At 17.5% G+C, this 16196-nt stretch carries 14 protein-coding genes and 1 tRNA gene; 13 read left to right on the top strand and 2 right to left on the bottom strand.

Annotated elements, in window-relative coordinates; genetic code table 11:
• Positions 1-25 precede the first annotated feature (25 nt).
• The 11 genes from smrB to metG all read left to right on the top strand — a co-directional run bounded on the left by smrB (position 26) and on the right by metG (position 11068).
• A complete protein-coding gene (smrB, locus tag RJK19_RS00385; protein WP_343184104.1) occupies positions 26-550 on the top strand; it encodes an endonuclease SmrB in 525 nt (174 codons plus the stop codon).
• 187 nt (positions 551-737) lie between these two features.
• Entirely contained in the window at positions 738-1634 is an 897-nt protein-coding gene (hisG, locus tag RJK19_RS00390; RefSeq protein WP_343184105.1) for an ATP phosphoribosyltransferase, read from the top strand.
• Positions 1635-1640: 6 nt separating this feature from the next.
• Positions 1641-2966, top strand: coding sequence for a histidinol dehydrogenase (hisD, locus tag RJK19_RS00395; RefSeq protein WP_343184106.1), 1326 nt, complete (start codon positions 1641-1643; stop codon positions 2964-2966).
• Positions 2956-4029, top strand: coding sequence for a histidinol-phosphate transaminase (hisC, locus tag RJK19_RS00400; RefSeq protein ID WP_343184107.1), 1074 nt, complete (start codon positions 2956-2958; stop codon positions 4027-4029). The genes hisD and hisC overlap by 11 nt, the downstream gene beginning before the upstream one ends.
• Positions 4030-4053: 24 nt before the next feature.
• Entirely contained in the window at positions 4054-5121 is a 1068-nt protein-coding gene (hisB, locus tag RJK19_RS00405; RefSeq protein WP_343184108.1) for a bifunctional histidinol-phosphatase/imidazoleglycerol-phosphate dehydratase HisB, read from the top strand.
• Positions 5118-5723 carry an imidazole glycerol phosphate synthase subunit HisH gene (hisH, locus tag RJK19_RS00410; RefSeq protein ID WP_343184109.1) on the top strand — a complete coding sequence of 202 codons (606 nt, stop codon included), beginning with the start codon at positions 5118-5120 and terminating at the stop codon, positions 5721-5723. The genes hisB and hisH overlap by 4 nt, the downstream gene beginning before the upstream one ends.
• Positions 5724-5728: 5 nt before the next feature.
• Positions 5729-6463, top strand: a complete 735-nt coding sequence (gene hisA / locus RJK19_RS00415) for a 1-(5-phosphoribosyl)-5-[(5-phosphoribosylamino)methylideneamino]imidazole-4-carboxamide isomerase (RefSeq protein WP_343184110.1) — start codon at positions 5729-5731, stop codon at positions 6461-6463.
• The gene (hisF, locus tag RJK19_RS00420) at positions 6445-7221 is read left to right on the top strand and encodes an imidazole glycerol phosphate synthase subunit HisF (RefSeq protein WP_343184111.1); all 777 of its coding nucleotides are present in this window, start codon (positions 6445-6447) and stop codon (positions 7219-7221) included. Before hisA ends, hisF begins: the two co-directional genes overlap by 19 nt.
• Entirely contained in the window at positions 7218-7832 is a 615-nt protein-coding gene (gene hisIE, locus RJK19_RS00425) for a bifunctional phosphoribosyl-AMP cyclohydrolase/phosphoribosyl-ATP diphosphatase HisIE (RefSeq protein WP_343184112.1), read from the top strand. The genes hisF and hisIE overlap by 4 nt, the downstream gene beginning before the upstream one ends.
• 58 nt (positions 7833-7890) lie before the next feature.
• Positions 7891-9294, top strand: coding sequence for an NADP-dependent phosphogluconate dehydrogenase (gene gndA, locus RJK19_RS00430; RefSeq protein WP_343184113.1), 1404 nt, complete (start codon positions 7891-7893; stop codon positions 9292-9294).
• A 148-nt stretch (positions 9295-9442) separates the two neighbouring features.
• On the top strand, positions 9443-11068 hold the full coding sequence (gene metG / locus RJK19_RS00435; protein ID WP_343184114.1) for a methionine--tRNA ligase: 1626 nt from the start codon (positions 9443-9445) through the stop codon (positions 11066-11068).
• Positions 11069-11074: 6 nt separating this feature from the next.
• On the opposite strand, the gene tilS is transcribed toward metG, so the two are convergent.
• Together tilS and RJK19_RS00445 are read right to left on the bottom strand one after the other, a co-directional pair.
• A complete protein-coding gene (gene tilS / locus RJK19_RS00440; protein ID WP_343184115.1) occupies positions 11075-12385 on the bottom strand; it encodes a tRNA lysidine(34) synthetase TilS in 1311 nt (436 codons plus the stop codon).
• A gap of 30 nt (positions 12386-12415) precedes the next feature.
• Positions 12416-12489, bottom strand: a tRNA-Ser gene (locus RJK19_RS00445).
• 150 nt (positions 12490-12639) lie between these two features.
• On the opposite strand from RJK19_RS00445, the gene RJK19_RS00450 reads away from it, so the two are divergent.
• Both RJK19_RS00450 and tyrS read left to right on the top strand, forming a co-directional pair.
• Positions 12640-14838 (top strand): hypothetical protein, encoded by a 2199-nt coding sequence (locus RJK19_RS00450; protein WP_343184116.1) that lies wholly within the window; start codon positions 12640-12642, stop codon positions 14836-14838.
• 73 nt (positions 14839-14911) lie between these two features.
• Positions 14912-16195 carry a tyrosine--tRNA ligase gene (gene tyrS, locus RJK19_RS00455; RefSeq protein WP_343184117.1) on the top strand — a complete coding sequence of 428 codons (1284 nt, stop codon included), beginning with the start codon at positions 14912-14914 and terminating at the stop codon, positions 16193-16195.
• Position 16196: the final 1 nt, after the last annotated feature.

Consider the following 16196-nt stretch of genomic DNA (forward strand, 5'->3'; position numbering starts at 1 on the left):
AAAAATTTATAAAAATGGAAAAATTATGAATAATAAGAATTTTATTTCATTAAATGATTTATTTTTATTTAAAAAATCTTTTGAAAACATAGATAAAATGGTTCAGGATAATATTTTTTATTATAAAAAAAATGTTTGTAAAAAAAAAAAAAAATATAAAAAAAAAATTTTTGAAAAGGATTTTCATAAATATTTTTTTTCTAAAAAAAATTTTAATAGCAATTTATCTTATAAACCTATTAGATATGTTAGATCTAATTGTTTTATTAAAAAATTGAAGAAGTTGATATATGGAAAAGTTTTTCCTGAAATTTTTTTAGATGTTCATGGTATGAATATAGTACAAACAAAAATAGAGTTAGCAAATTTATTTACTATTTGTTATGAAAAAAAAATTTCGTATATAAGTATAATTCATGGACATGGAAAAGAAATATTGAAAAAACAAATACCTTTATGGCTTTCTAATCATCCTGATATTGTTGCTTTTCATGAAGCTCCTAGATTTTCAGGAAAAAGTACTTCAATTTTTGTAATAATAGATATTTAAAATTATAATTATAATTTAATATTATATTTTTTTTTAAATTTTAAAAATAATTATTTTTTTTAATATTTTTTTTATTAAAATATATAAAATTTATTTTAAAAATAATATTAATTTTTAAAAATTTTTAAAAATATTAAATATATTTTTATTATTTTTTATTATAAAATTTTAGAGAGAGATTTTAAATATGTATGATAATAAATTAAGAATAGCAATACAAAAATCTGGAAGATTAAGTAAAGATTCTAGAAAATTATTGAAAAATTGTGATATAAAAATAAATTTTCAGAAAAATAAATTAATTTCTTTTTCAGAAAATATGCCAATTGATGTTATGTGTGTTCGAGATGATGATATACCAGGATTAGTTATAGATGGTATAGTAGATTTAGGAATTGTTGGTAGAAATGTTTTAGAAGAAGAAGTTTTAAAAAGAAAATTTAAATTAGAAAAAATTTCTTTTAAAATATTAAAACATTTAGATTTTGGAATATGTAGACTTTCTATAGGAATACCAACTGAAAAAAAATATTGTGGTATAAAATGTTTAAATGGATTAAGAATAGCTACTTCTTATCCTTATATATTAAGAAAATATTTTTATAAAAAAAATATTTCTTTTAAATTGTGTAAATTAAATGGATCTGTAGAAGTTGCTATTAGAGCTGGATTAGCTGATGCTATTTTTGATTTAGTTTCTACAGGAGAAGCTTTAGTTTCAAATGGATTAAAAGAGGTAAAAATAATACATAATTCTAGTGCTTGTATAATTTCTAATAGTAAAAATTTTAATTTATCTAAAAATAATATTGTAAAAACTTTTATATCTAGAATTAATGGTGTTGTAAAGGCAAGGAAATCTAAATATATTATTTTTCACATATATTCTAATAAAGTGAAAAATATATTTAAATTGTTTTCAGAATGTGAAAAACCTATAATATATAAATTATTAGGAAATGATGATATAGTTTCTGTTCATATAATTAGCAGAGAATCAATATTTTGGAAAACTATGGAAAAATTAAAGGAATTAGGAGCTAAATCTATATTAGTTTTTCCAATTGAAAAAATGTTGGAGTAATTTTAAATGAATTTTAACAATAATATATATTTTTGGGAAAAATTAACAGATATAGAAAAAAAAAATGTATTAAATAGACCTATATTTTTTATAAATAAAAAATTGAAAAATAATGTTTTCAAAATATTAAAAAATATTAGAAAATTTGGAGATTCATATATATACAAATATAATTTTTTATTTGATAATTTTAATATTAATAAAATAAAAATAAATTGTAATGAAATAGATATAAAAGAAATTTTAGTAGAAGAAAAATTTAAAAATGCAGTTTTGCATGCTAAAAAAAATATAGAAAAATTTCATTTATTACAAAAAAAAAATAATAATATAAATGTTACAATAGAAAATGGAATTAATTGTAGATATTTAGAAACACCTATTTCTAATATAGGAATTTATATACCTAAAGGGATAAATTCAAATTTAATTTCTACTATGCTTATGTTATGTATTCCTGCTAATATTGTAGGATGTAAAAATATAGTTGTTTGTTCTCCACCAAAAATTAGTAATGAATTATTATATACTGCGAAGATTTGTAATATAAATAGTATTTTTCAAGTTGGAGGTGCTCAAGCTATAGGATCTATGGCTTTTGGAACTAAAACTATTCCTAAAGTTAATAAAATTTTTGGACCTGGTAATGCTTATGTTACTGAAGCAAAAATTCAAGTTAGTAAAATGAATATTGGTGTAAGTATTGATATGCCTGCTGGTCCTACTGAATTATTAATAATTTCAGACAAAAATTCTAATCCAAAATTTATATCTTCTGATTTGATTGCTCAATTGGAACATGGAGAAGATTCTCATGCAATTTTATTAACTAATTCATTTAGTTTAATAAAAAATGTTATAAAGGAAATAAAATTTCAATTAATAGATTTTCCTAGAAAAGAAATATTAACTAAATCTTTATATAACAGTAAATTTATTTTAGAAAAAAATTTATTTAATTGCATTAAAATTTCTAATATTTATTCACCTGAACATTTATGCATTTATTCTAAAAATTATAAAGATTTACTAAAAAATGTAAAAAATGCTGGATCAGTTTTTTTAGGAGAATGGTCTCCTGAAGTTATAGGAGATTATGTTTCAGGTTCAAATCATGTTTTACCTACTTATGGATATTCTTCTTCTTTATCTGGAATTGGATTGAAAGATTTTGTTAAAAATATTACAATTCAAGAAATAAATTATAAAGGATTTTTAAATGTATATAATACTGTAAGTGTTATGTCTAAAATAGAAGGTTTAGAAGGACATAGAAGATCTATGAAAATAAGAAAAAAATATTTAGAGGAAAATAAAAATTTTGAACTTTAAAAAATTAGTAAAATTTAATATTAAAAATTTTGTTCCATATAAATCTGCAAGAAATATATGTGTTGATGGTAGTATTTGGTTAAATGCAAATGAATCACCTATTAACAATGAGTTATTAGTATTAAACAAAAATTTGAATAGATATCCTAATCCTCAACCAAAAAATATTATTTTAAAATATTCTAAATATTCTAAAGTTAATGTTAATAATATTTTAATAAGTAGAGGTATAGATGAATCAATTGAATTATTTATAAAAGTTTTTTGTAAGCCTAATATAGATAAAATAATGTATTTTTCTCCTACTTATGATATGTATAGAATAACTGCAAAAATATTTGGAATAGATACTATAAATGTATTTTTAAAAGATTATAATAATTTTGATTATAATATAATTAAAAAAAATATAAAATTTTTAAAATTAATATATATATGTAGACCAAATAATCCAACTGGTGATATTATGCCTGAAGAAATTTTAATAAATATATTAAATTTTTGTAAAAAAACTTCTTTAGTCATAGTAGATGAAGCTTATATAGAATTTTGTTACTATAAAAGTGTAGTAAAATTAATAAAAAAATATTCTAATTTAGTTGTTTTAAGAACAATGTCTAAAGCATTTGGATTGGCTAGTGTAAGATGTGGTTTTTCAATAGCTAATTTAGAAATAATAAATATATTAAAAAAATTTATTGCACCTTATCCAATATCTACTCCTACATGTAATATTGTTGATAAATTTTTAAGTAATAAATTTATTAATTTTATGAAAAAAACAGTTTTGGAAATAAATGAAAATAAAAATTGGTTATTTAATAAACTTAAAAAAATTAATTTTATAAAAAAGGTTTTTGAAAGTTTTTCTAATTATATATTAATAAAATGTGTTTCATCAGATTTTGTTATTAAGAAATTAGAATCTAAAGGTATAATATTAAGAGATCAAAGTAAAAATTTTGGATTAAAAAATTGTATTAGAATTTCTATAGGAACAAAATTAGAATGTAAGAAATTAATTTATGAATTGAAAAATATTTCTTATAAAAATGTATTTTAATTATTTGAGAACATTTTATATATTATGAAAAATAAATTTTTGTTTATAGACAGAGATGGAACTATAATAGATGAGCCTATTAATGATTTTAAAGTAGATTCTATAGAAAAATTAAAATTTAAAGAAAATGTATTTACATCTTTATTAAATTTAAAAAAAAAAAATTATAAATTTGTTATGGTTACTAATCAAGATGGATTAGGAACTAATGAATTTCCTGAAGATAAATTTTATTTTGTACAAAATTTCATTATAAAAATGTTTTTGTCTCAAAAAATAAAATTTTATAATATTTTTATATGTCCTCATTATATTTTTGATAATTGCAAATGTAGAAAACCTAATATTGGAATGTTAAGTGAATTTTTAAAAAATAATAAATTAGATAAAAATAATAGTTTTGTAATAGGAGATAGAGATACAGATATAGAATTTGCAAATAATATTGGGATAAAAGGAATTTTATATAAAAAAAATTATAATTGGAAAAAAGTTGAAAAAAAAATATTATATTATAATAATATAACTATTTTTAGAAAAACAAAAGAAACTAGTATAAAAATAAAGGTAAATTTAGAAAAATATTATAATAGTAATATTAATACTGGAATAAAATTTTTTGATCATATGTTAAATCAACTAGCTTTTCATGCTAGAATTTATTTATATATAAAATCTATAGGTGACATAAATATAGATGATCACCATACTGTGGAAGATGTAGCTATTACTTTAGGTAAATCATTTTTAAAATCTATAGTTTTAAGAACTGGAATAAATAGATTTGGATTAGGAATAGTTCCTATGGATGAAAGTATTTCTAAATGTGTTTTAGATATTTCAGGAAGACCATATATTTGTTTTAAATCTAATTTAAAAAATAAATTTTTAGGAAATTTTAATTTAAATATGGTAAAACATTTTTTTTATTCATTAAGTTATTCTATGAAAAGTACTATACATATAAGTTCTTATGGAGAAAATGATCATCATATATGTGAAAGTATATTTAAATCTTTTGGCATTGCTTTAAGAAAAGCAATATTTATAAATTCTAATTATGTACAAAGTTCTAAAGGAATATTATTATGACAAAAGACATAGTTATAATAGATACTGGATCTTCTAATATATCTTCTTTAAAATTGGCAATTAATAGATTAGGATATGAAGTATATGTATCAAATGATTTAAAAATAATTAGAAATTCAAAAAAATTATTTTTTCCAGGAATAGGTAGTGCAGAATATATAATGAATTTTATTAAAAATAAAAATATTGATATTGAAATAATAAATTATAAAAATTTTGTTCTTGGAATTTGTTTAGGAATGCAATTATTTTGTAAATATAGTTTAGAAAGTTTTAATGGAAATATTATAAATACATTAAATATTATAAATAGTTCTTCTAGATTGATAAAATCAAATAGATTGTCAATACCTCATGTTGGATGGAATAATGTAGTATATAATAATAATAATATTTTATTTAAAAATATTCCTCAAGGAGAAAGATTTTATTTTATACATAGTTATATAGTTCCTATTAATAAAAATACTATTTCTAGAACTTTTTATGGAGAATATTTTTCTTCATCAATAAGATTAAAAAATTTTTTTGGTGTTCAATTTCATCCAGAAAAATCTGGATTAGCTGGATCTTTATTATTAAAAAACTTTTTATCGGTGTAAAAAAAATGATAATTCCTTCATTAGACATATTAAATAATAATATAGTTAGATTATATAAAGGAAATTATAAAAAAGTAAAATTTTATGATAATGATTTATTTTTTTTTGCAGAAAAATATAGATCTGAAGGAGCTAATTTTATTCATTTAGTAGATTTAGATGGAAGTAAAAATCCTAAAAAAAGACAAATAAAATTTATAGAAAAATTTATAAAAAACGTTAAATTATCTATACAAGTAGGAGGAGGAATTAGAAGTATAACAGATATAGAAAATTTATTATTATGTGGTGCTAAAAGAGTTGTAATAGGATCTTCTGCTATTACAGATTTTTTAGAAGTAAAAAAGTGGTTCAGAAAATATAGTGATAAATTAGTTTTAGCTATTGATGTTATTTATAAAAATAAAAATAAAAGTGAAATTAAAATAAATGGTTGGACCAAAAAATCAAAAAAAAATATTTTAGAAATTATTTCTTTATATATAAAAAATGGTTTAAAACATTTGTTGTGTACAGATATTAATAAAGATGGAACTTTAAAAGGTCCTAATTTTAATTTATATAAAAATATTACTGAAAATTTTAAAAATCTATCAGTTCAAGCTTCAGGAGGAATTAGTTGTTTAGATGATATAAAAAAAATAAAATTACAAAATATTTCTGATGTAATAGTTGGCAAAGCTCTATTAGAAAATAGATTTAGCTTATCGGAGGCTATTTCATGTTGGCAAAAAGAATAATTCCTTGTTTAGATATTAAAGATGGAAAAGTTGTAAAAGGAATAAAATTTAAAAATCATAGAACAATATCTAAAAATATATTTTCTATGGTAAAAAATTATGTAAAAGAAGGTGCTGATGAATTAGTTTTTTATGATATTTCTGCTTATACTCAAAATAAAATAGTAAATAAAAATTTAATATATAAAATTTCAAAAATTATAAACATACCGTTTTGCGTATCTGGGGGTATAAGAACGGTTAAAGATGCAAGTGAAATACTTTTGTCCGGAGCAGACAAGATTTCAATAAATTCTCCTGCTATTGATAATCCATTCTTAATAAGTAAATTAGCTGATAGATTTGGTAAACAATGTGTAGTAGTAGGAATTGATTCATTTTTTAATTCTAAATTAAATAAATATTTTGTTTTCAAATATACAGGAGATAATAAAAAAACTGTTAATACTAATTTATCTACTTTATATTGGGTTAAAAAAGTACAAAAATTAGGTGCAGGAGAAATAGTTTTAAACGTAATGAATTTTGATGGATTGAAATTAGGATATGATATAAAACAATTAAAAAAAATAAGAAAAATTTGTAAAGTACCATTAATTGCTTCTAGTGGTGCTGGATCTATGAATCATTTTTATGAAGTTTTTTATAAAACAAATGTAGATGGAGCATTAGCAGCATCAGTATTTCATGATAATAAAATTAATATAAAAAAACTAAAAATATTTTTATTTAAAAAAGGTATAGAAGTAAGGTTATGATTATAAAAAATATTATTTCTTCTATTAATTGGAATAAAATTAATAATATGATTCCTGTTATAATACAAAACAATTTTTCTGGAAGAGTTTTAATGTTAGGATATATGAATCAAGAAGCATTAAAAATTACATTAAAACAAAAAGTTGTAACTTTTTATTCAAGAGTTAAAAAAAGATTATGGACAAAAGGAGAAACTTCTGGAAATTATTTAAATGTAATAGATATAATTTTAGATTGTGATTTAGACAGTATAGTCATTTTAGTCAATCCTATAGGAAAAACTTGTCATCTCAAAAATAAAAGTTGTTTTAATTATAAAAATACTTGTTTTGATTTTTTATATATATTAGAAGATATAATAAACAAGAGAAAAAAATCTTCAAAAAATTCTTATACTAAAAAGTTATATAATTCTGGTATTGAAAGAATAGCTCAAAAAGTTGGAGAAGAATCTGTAGAAACAATTTTGTCTTCTTTAGGAAAAAAATCTAATAAATTTATTAATGAAGTTTCTGATTTAATATATCATTTATTAGTATTAATTAACGCTAAAAAATTAAATATGTATAAGATAATATGTAATTTGATTAAAAGAAATAAAAATGATTAATATTATTTTTTTAATATATATTTAAATTTTTATTTAACTTTTTATTAGGATTAATTATATGAAAAAAGAACATGTCGGAATAATTGGTATGTCCGTTATGGGAAGAAATTTATGTTTAAATTTAGAAAGAAATGGATATTTGGTTTCTATATTTAATAGATCTTATAAAAAATCTAAAAAAATATTAGTTGAAAATCCTAATAAAAATATTTTATGTTTTAAAAATATAAATGAATTTATTAGTTCTATTCAAAAACCTAGAAAAATATTTTTGATGATAAAATCAGGAAATGTAACTGATAAAGTTATAAATTCTATTTTAAAATATTTAGATAAAGAAGATATAATAATAGATTTAGGTAATTCTTATTATAAAGATACTATAAGAAGAGAAAAATATTTATATAATTTAGGTATAAAATTTATTGGTGCTGGTATTTCAGGAGGAGAAATGGGTGCATTATTAGGTCCTTCTATAATGCCTGGATGTAAAAAAAGTGTATATAATATAATGAAATCTATTTTTATAAATATATCTGCTAAATATAATGATTTTCCATGTGTAGATTATATAGGACCTAATGGTTCTGGACATTATTTAAAAATGATACATAATGGAATAGAATATGGAGATATGCAAATTATATCTGAATCTTATTATATATTAAAAAATTTGTTGAAAATGAGTAATGTAGAGATATCAGAAATATTTAATTTATGGAACAAAGGTGAATTAAATAGTTATTTAATAGAAATTACTAGAGATATTTTTTTAAAAAAAGATGACAAAGGAAATTATTTAATAGATTTTATATCTGATGTTGCAAAAAACAAAGGTACTGGTAAGTGGATTTGTAAAAATGCATTAGAAATAGAATCACCACTATCATTAATAACAGAATCTGTTTTTTTTAGATATATATCTTCAATGAAAAATGAAAGACATTTTGCTTCTAAAATATTAATAGGATCTAAAAATAATTTTGTATGTAATAATAAAGATATTTTTATAGAAGATCTTAGAAGGTCTTTATATTTTAGTAAAATAATTTCTTATGCTCAGGGTTTTTATCAATTATATATAATTTCAAAAATAAATAAATGGAATTTAAATTATATAAACATTGCTAAAATTTTTCGTTCTGGTTGTATCATAAGAGCAAAATTTTTAAATAAGATAATAGATGCATATAAAAATAATTTTAAATTAAAAAATTTGTTATTAGATAAATATTTTTCTGAAATATCTTGTAAATATCAGAATTCTTTGAGAAACATAGTATCTACTTCTATATTAAATGGAATACCAATTCCTGCTTTTTCATCTGCTATTTCTTATTATGATAGTTATAGATCTAATATGTTGTCTTCGAATTTAATACAAGCTCAAAGAGATTTTTTTGGATCACATAAATATGAAAGAATAGACATTAAAGGTAGTTTTCATACTAATTGGAAATAACATTTTTTATAATTTTAATAAATTTTATAATGTTTTAAATAGTGTTTACTATAAAAATATTATAAAATTTATATAATTAAAAATATTTTATATTATTTTTTATTTATATATAATTATATTTTAACTATAGTTTATTTTTTATAAAAATATGAAAAAAAAAATTTTAATAACATGTGCTTTTCCATATGCTAATGGTTCTATTCATATAGGTCATTTATTAGAACATATTCAAGCAGATATATTAGTTAGATATAAAAGGATGACAAATCATGAAGTTTGGTTTATATGTGCTGATGACGCTCATGGAACAGCTATAACTATAAAAGCTAATGAAAACAATATTTCAGAAGAACATTTAATATGTAAAATTTTGAAAGAACATAAAAGAGATTTGTACAATTTTGATATTATATATAATAAATATTATTCTACGCATTCTAAAGAAAATTTATTTTTTGTGAAAAAAGCATTTTTTTGTTTAAAAAAAAAAAAATTAATAAATAAAAAAAATATTAAACAATTTTATGATAATACAAAAAATATTTTTTTATCTGATAGATATGTATATGGATCATGTCCATTTTGTAAAAGTTTTAAAGAATATGGAGATAATTGTTCTTCTTGCGGTGCTTTTTATTCAGTTACAGATTTATTAAATCCTATTTCTTCATTTTCAAAAAAAACTCCTATTTTAAAAAAAACTGTTCATTTATTTTTTAACATTTCTTCTTTTAAAAATATTTTAAAAAAATGGATTTTTTCTGATGTTTTTAACAATAAAATTTTGAAAAAAGTTTTAGAATGGTTCAATATAGGTTTAAAAGATTGGAATATTTCTAGAGATCATCCTTATTTTGGTTTTGAAATACCAGGATTTAAAAAAAAATATTTTTATGTTTGGTTAGATGCTACTATTGGATATATAAGTACTTTTAAAAAATTATCTAAAGATTGTAATTTAAATTTTGAAGAATTTTGGAATAAAAAAAGTAATACTAAATTATATCATTTTATAGGAAAAGATATAGTTCATTTTCATAGTATATTTTGGCCATCTTTATTACATGCTATGTCTTTTAGAAAGCCAACTAAAATATATGTTCATGGTTATGTTAAAATAAATAATAAAAAATTATCTAAATCTAAAAATTATATAATTAGTGCAAAAAAGTGGTTAAAATATTTTGATTCTGATAGTTTAAGATATTATTATGCATCTAAAATTTCTAATGGAATAGAAGATATAAATATAAATGCAGAAGATTTTGTATATAAAATAAATTCTGGTTTAGTAAATAAAATTATAAATTTAGCTTTAAGAAATTCAAAATTAATAAATAAATATTTTGATGGAATGTTATCTAAAAATTTAGAAAACATGTCAGAATATAATAATTTTTTATTAAAATTTAAAAAAATTGATGTTTTTTTCAAACATTTAAAATATAAAAATATAATTATAGAAATTTTAAAAATTTCTAATTTTGCTAATTCTTATATTAACAAAAAATCTCCATGGTCTTTTGTAAAAAAAGATTCTAATTTATTATATGTTCAAAATGTTTGTTCTATAGGAATAAATTTTTTTAGAATAATAATGACTTATATGAAACCAATATTACCTAAATTATCTAAAAAAGTAGAACTTTTTTTAAATTCAAAATTAAGTTTTAAAAATTTAAAATTTCCTTTGTTAAATCACAGGATTTATAATATGAAAATTTTATATAAAAGAGTTTCAATAAAAAATTTTAACAAACTATTTAAAAAATAATTTTTTCTATATATCATTTTTCCAAGATATTTTCCATATTTTATTTTTTTTAATGTATTTTTTGTTTATTATTACAAATACTCCTATTGCAGATATAAAAATTTCATTATAAAATAATAATGGAATATTATTTTTGTATATATTTGGTATATTTATATGTTTCCACATTTTTTTTATTTTACAAGATTTATTTCTTTCATTTGTTTTTACAATTCCTTGAAATTGAAATCTTATATTTATTAAATCATTTTTTTTTGGAGCTGGTATTTTCATACCTTTTTTATTTATTTCTAATATGCCTAATTTTTCGGGAAGTATAATTTTTTTAAATGGATAATGACAAAAAATTATTTTATTTTTTATATTATCAATTTTTCTTATATAATAAATAATATTTTTACATTTTTGTATTTTATAATTTTTAAAGTTTGTAGATGATATTTTATGTTTTTTACACAAGACAAAATCTTTATATATTTGATTTATTCTTTTATATGATAAAAATTTTTTTGTTAAATTATATATCCATTTTCTTATTATTAATATTCCAATTTCTTTTGGAAAAATTTTTATTTCTTCTATTTTTATTTCTGTATTGTTTATATTACATTTTTTTAATATAGGTTTTATAAAAAAATTTAATATTTTTTCATTTTTTTGACATATTTTTGAAGTTCTATATAAATTTTTTAAAAAAAAAGGCCATTTACTTTCAAATTTTGGAATTATTTTTAGTCTAATAAAATTTCTTTCAAATTTTGTATTTAAATTACTTTCGTCATTTATCCATTTTATTTTTTTTTTAATAGCCCATTTTTCTAATTTTATTTTATTTATTTTTATAAATGGTCTTATTAAAAGTTGATTTTTATATCCAAAAATTTTTGAATTTTTAATTCCAGATAAACCTTTTGGACCGCTTCCTCTTTTTAAAGCTAATAATAATGTTTCACATTGATCATTTAAATGGTGACCTGTGACAACTATTTCTTTTTTTAATAATTCTTTTTTTATTATATTATATCTTTCGTTTCTTAATGAATTTTCTAAATTTTTATTATATTTTTTTTTTATTTTTTTTATAATAATTGGTATTTTATTTTTTTTACATTCTTTATAACAATGATATTCCCAACATTTAGAATTTTTGCTTATTTTATGATTTATATGTATTGCTCTAATTTTTATATTTTTTAATTTTTTTTTTTTTAATTCAATTAATTGATATAATAAAACAGTGGAATCTAATCCTCCACTATATGCTACTAATATTTTTTGATTATTATTAATATGTTTTAATATACTTTTTATTAACATTTTTAATATTAAAAATATTTTTAAAATTTTTACGTCCGAGTGGATTCGAACCACTGACATCCATCATGTCATAATGGCACTCTAACCTGCTGAGTTACGGACGTATAATATTATTATAAAATTAATAATATATAAATTATATTTTTTAAATATAATAACATATTTTTAACTAAAAATGTTAATTAGATATTTTGTTTATTATAAATTTTTGCTATAGATATTATTTATATATAATTTTATTTTTTTTTAAAAATATGAAAAACATTGTTTTTATTGTAAAAATAGCATTTAATATACCTGTTAATAAAATATTTTCATATTTATATAATCTTAGAGAATTTCCTATAATTGGAGGAAGAGTAATAGTAAATTTTAATAATAAAAAAATAATAGGAATAATATTATCTTATAAAATATATAATAATAAAAAAAAATATTTTAAATTAAAATATGTAAATTATGTTATTGACAAAGTTTCTATTTTTAACAATTTTGTGTGGAAAACTATATTAAAATGTTCTGAATATTATGAATGTTCTATAAATTTTATAATTTTTTTTGGTATTCCTAATTTTATAAAAAATGGTAAGATTTTTAAACATAATTTAAAATATTTTTGGTATATAACAAATTATGGAAAAAAATTGAATTTAAAAATTATAAAAATGTGTAAAAAAAAAATTTTTATTATAAAATTATTAAAAAAAAATGTTTTATATGTTGATGATGTTAAAAAATATAATTTATCAAATTATATTTTAAATTTACTTAAAAAAGAAAATATATGTAAAAAAAAAAATATATTTTTTAAAAAAAAAAATAATGAAATTTTTAATTTAATTAATAAAAATGTTATTAAAGTTAAAAAAAATATAGAAATAAAATTAGAAAAAATTATAAAAAATTTGAATAGTTTTAAAGTATGGTTGTTAACTAATTCTTTATTTCATCAAAAAATTAAATTTTATATTTTATTATTTAGAAAAGTTTTAAAATATAATTTAAAAATATTATTAATAGTTTCTAATTATTATTTATTAAATAAGTTTAAAAAAGAAATAGAAAAAAATATATTTGTTTCTATATATTCTTATCATTCAAATTTAACAGAAAAAAAAAAATCATTTTATTGGAAAATATTTAGAAAAAAACATCCAGCTATAATAATATCTACTAAAATAGGAATATTTGTTCCAATTGTAAATTTAGGAATATTAATATTAGATGAAGAAAATAGTAATTCTTATAAAATTGTAGATAAATGGACTTTTAATATTAAAAATGTTTTTTTAATAAGATCATATTTTGAAAAAATACCTATTATTTTAGAATCCTCTGAACCTGAATTAAATACATTACATAATGTATATAAAAATAAAATAAAGAAAATAAAAATTTCTAATAAAATAATAAATTATTATAAAAATTTAAATAAAATTTTAATAAACATGAACAATGAAAGATTCAAAGGTGTTTTTTCTATTTCTTTAATAAACAAAATTAATATATTTTTAAAAAAAAATAATAATATATGCATATTAATAGATAACATATCTAATATATTTTTTTTTATAAAATGTTACTTTTGTAAAAGTATATTAAAATGTAATTTTTGTAATCAAATTTGTGAATTTAAAATTTATGAAAAAAAAATTTTTTGTAGATTTTGTTTTTTTGATAAAAATATTTTTTTTAGTTGTTTTAAATGTGGAAGTAAAAAATTCTATTATAAAAAGTGTAATATTTCTTTTTTAATAAAAAATATACAAGAAGTTTTTCCAAAGATACCTATATTTTTTTTAAAAGAAAAAAATATTAAAAATAATTTTTCTTTTTTATCTAAATCTATTTTTTTAATAAAAAATGAAAATATATATAAATATAAATTAAACAACATAGATTTATTAGTATTACTTTATATAGATTATTATTTTAATCTTCCATATTTTAAGCATATAGAAATTTTTAGTCAGAAATATTATGGTATAATTAGATTATTTTTGGATAATTTTAATTTTTCTTTTACTATTATAATTCAAACTAAACTTATAAAAAATAGTTTATTTAATAAATTTTTTTATTGTGGTTATATGATTTTTTCTGAATATTTATTATATATTAGAAAAAAATATAATTTGCCTCCTTTTAATTTTCATGCAATAATAAGATTAGAAAGTAAAAATAAAAAAAAAGTTTTTATTTTATTAAAAAAAATTTTAATAATTTTTAATAAATCATATATTTATGATAATAGAGATTTTTTTTTTATAAGTTGTAATAATATTTATTTTAATAAATATAATAATTATTTTTATTCAAAAATATTATTATCACATTCATCTAAATTATTTTTAAGAAAAATTTTTAGAAAATTAAAAGAATATTTCAAAAATTTTTTATATATTAATAATATTAATATATTTTTTGATATAGATACTGTACAAACAATTTAATTTTTTATGATACTATAAAATATATATTTTTTTTTAAATTTCATAAAATGAAATAATATTTAGGAACAATTTTATGATAAATAAAGAAATAATAAATAAATTTAAAAATTCAGGATTTATTTATAAGATTACAAACAAAAAAAAATTTTTAAAAATTACTAAAAAATATAATAGTATATCATTATATTGTGGTTTTGATCCTACTTCAGATAGTTTACACGTAGGTCATATTTTACCTATATTGTTTTTAAAAAAAATGCAAGAATACGGAAATAAAATAATTTTTTTAATAGGAGGAAGTACTAGTTTAATAGGTGATCCTAGTTTTAAAAAAAAAGAAAGAAAATTATTTTCTAAAAAAAAAAATTTAAAATATCAAAAAAAAATAAAATTACAGATATCATCAATTTTAAAAAAAAATTTTTTTAACAAAAATGTAAAAATTTTAAATAATTATAAATGGTTTAGTAATATCAATATAATAGATTTCTTAAGAAATATTGGAAAAAATTTTTCTATAAATAACATGATAAATAAATCTTCTGTTATAGATAGAATAAATAGATCAGATAAAGGAATGTCATTTTCTGAATTTTCATATAGTCTTTTACAATCATATGATTTTTCTTATTTAAATAAAAAATATAATACTATATTACAAATAGGAGGTTCAGATCAATGGGGTAATATTGTATCAGGTATAAATTTAACTAAAAAATTATATAAAAATAAAGTATTTGGTATTACAATACCATTATTTGTAAAAAAAAATGGTAAAAAGTTTGGTAAAAGTTCCAAAGGTTCTATATGGTTAGATAAAAAAAAAACTTCTGTATATGATTTTTATCAATTTTGGTTAAATATATCTGATGAAGAAACTAATAATTTTATGAAAATTTTTTGTTTTGTTGGCATATTAGATAAAAAAAAAATAAAAAAAAAATGTTCTATAAAAAATATTATAGAAAACAGAAAAAATATAGCAAATTCTATTACTAAATTTGTACATGGAAAAAATTTTTTAAAAATAGTTAAAAAAATTTCTAAAATATTATTTAAAAAAAAAATTTTTTTTATAAATAAAAATAGTTTTAATTTTTTAACTAAAAAATATGTTGGAATTAATAAATTTTATGTAAATAAAAATAATAATTTATCAGAAATATTATTAAAAACTTTTTTTTCTAAATCTTTAAGTAAATCTAAAAAAATTATTTTATCAGGTGGTATAAAAATAAATAATATAGTAAAAAAAAATTATAATTATATTTTTAAAAGTTCAGATAAGATATTTTCTAAATATTCTTTATTATCAAAAGGTAAAAAAAAATTTTGTATATTATGTTGGAAAAAATAAT

Origin of the sequence: Buchnera aphidicola (Ceratovacuna keduensis) (assembly GCF_039372665.1) — a bacterium.
Classification (GTDB): Bacteria; Pseudomonadota; Gammaproteobacteria; order Enterobacterales; family Enterobacteriaceae; genus Buchnera_G; species Buchnera_G aphidicola_D.

Bases quoted from the DNA above. Each gene is read 5' to 3' on its own strand.
- tilS (WP_343184115.1), bottom strand. From the start codon at position 12,385: ATGTTAATAAAAAGTATATTAAAACATATTAATAATAATCAAAAAATA.
- hisH (WP_343184109.1), top strand. From the start codon at position 5,118: ATGACAAAAGACATAGTTATAATAGATACTGGATCTTCTAATATATCT.
- RJK19_RS00450 (WP_343184116.1), top strand. From the start codon at position 12,640: ATGAAAAACATTGTTTTTATTGTAAAAATAGCATTTAATATACCTGTT.
- hisA (WP_343184110.1), top strand. From the start codon at position 5,729: ATGATAATTCCTTCATTAGACATATTAAATAATAATATAGTTAGATTA.
- gndA (WP_343184113.1), top strand. From the start codon at position 7,891: ATGAAAAAAGAACATGTCGGAATAATTGGTATGTCCGTTATGGGAAGA.
- metG (WP_343184114.1), top strand. From the start codon at position 9,443: ATGAAAAAAAAAATTTTAATAACATGTGCTTTTCCATATGCTAATGGT.
- tyrS (WP_343184117.1), top strand. From the start codon at position 14,912: ATGATAAATAAAGAAATAATAAATAAATTTAAAAATTCAGGATTTATT.
- hisD (WP_343184106.1), top strand. From the start codon at position 1,641: ATGAATTTTAACAATAATATATATTTTTGGGAAAAATTAACAGATATA.
- hisG (WP_343184105.1), top strand. From the start codon at position 738: ATGTATGATAATAAATTAAGAATAGCAATACAAAAATCTGGAAGATTA.
- smrB (WP_343184104.1), top strand. From the start codon at position 26: ATGAATAATAAGAATTTTATTTCATTAAATGATTTATTTTTATTTAAA.
- hisIE (WP_343184112.1), top strand. From the start codon at position 7,218: ATGATTATAAAAAATATTATTTCTTCTATTAATTGGAATAAAATTAAT.
- hisB (WP_343184108.1), top strand. From the start codon at position 4,054: ATGAAAAATAAATTTTTGTTTATAGACAGAGATGGAACTATAATAGAT.
- hisF (WP_343184111.1), top strand. From the start codon at position 6,445: ATGTTGGCAAAAAGAATAATTCCTTGTTTAGATATTAAAGATGGAAAA.